General features: G+C 50.1%; 1 protein-coding gene. It reads right to left on the reverse strand.

Annotated elements, in window-relative coordinates; translation table 11 throughout:
* Positions 1–1,112 (reverse strand): protein kinase (locus tag LKE08_RS00400; RefSeq protein ID WP_324702214.1); only part of this gene is annotated, 1,112 nt, incomplete at its 3' end.
* Between the last annotated feature and the right edge of the window lie 185 nt (positions 1,113–1,297).

The following is a 1,297-nucleotide window of genomic DNA, read 5'->3' on the forward strand; positions in this document are numbered from 1 at the left end:
ACGCCCCGCGATCGCGCCGAACCGCCGGGGATGTCGGCCACGTTCAGGGGGTAGGCCTTGCCCATGCGGTTGAGGATCACCATTTGTTGAGCGGTGGTTGTTCGGTAGGTGGCGATGGGGAAATCCTCCTCCGTTTCGACGGTGATATCTTCCGACAGTCGCGATCGCGATTCAGCCGTTTTCGGGGGCAGACGCCGGACATATCCCCGATAGGACACCTCAACAACGGTATCTTCTTCATTGAAAGCGTTTAAAACATCGACCGCCGACTGATAGCGCTGTTCGGGATACAACGCCAACAGCTTATCCAAAACCGTTCCAAATTGCGAACTGACCGGTTTCTTGAGATGCTGCCGCCATTCTTGCACCCAGCCATAACCCTTTAAACGCCACACTTCCCAAGGATGCATTCCCGTCAACAAATGAAAGCAAGTTGCCCCCACACTAAATAAATCGCTGGCCGGATAAACCTTCCCATCCTGCATCTGTTCCAGGGGAGCATAACCAAATGTGCCGATAGAGGTCCCCGTATAAATGGTTCCCTGCAATTGTTTGGAAACTCCAAAATCAATTAAAAAGAGGCGCCCGTCAGACCGCTGCCGCATCATATTTTCCGGCTTGATGTCCCGGTGAACAATGCCCCGGTCATGAATATATTTGAGTACCGGCAATAATTCATTGAGAAATTTGATGGTTTTCTGTTCATCAAATATCCCCCGTTTCAATTCGCCTAATAAATTATCGCCCTCGATAAAATCTTGAACAAAATAAAAATAGCTGCCTTCTGAAAAATAGGCTTTTAAATCGGGGATTTGCGGATGTTGGAGGTTTTGTAGCTGTCGTGCTTCTTGCTCGAATAATTGCTGGGCTTTTTGGACGGCGGCGGTGCTACCGGCTTGGGGGGCGAGTTGTTTGATGACGCACGTTTCCCCGAATTTATCATTATCCATCGCCAGGTAGGTTTTGCCAAACCCACCCTGACCCAAAGATTTCACGGGTCGGTAGCGGTGCCTCAGCAGCACCAGCGGCTTTTGGCATTTGGGACACAACCGGTTGGTGTCGGGAACCGAGGGGTTATCGCAGTTAGGGTTGAGACAGCATATCTGGTTCATGCTCGATACCGAGTAGTCGATCCAGTAGGGTGGGTTAGGCGGCTGAAACCTATGCTGTGAAGGCAATATAGCAATCCGCCGTAACCCACCGTTTAAGATGTGTCAGTCCAGTAGTGGACTATTTCTACTAAAACTGTGCATTAAAAAATAAATGGTGGGTTACGGCGCGGATGAACAGTTGTGGG

Source organism: Lyngbya sp. CCY1209, assembly GCF_035615495.1.
Lineage (GTDB): Bacteria > Cyanobacteriota > Cyanobacteriia > Cyanobacteriales > Microcoleaceae > Limnospira.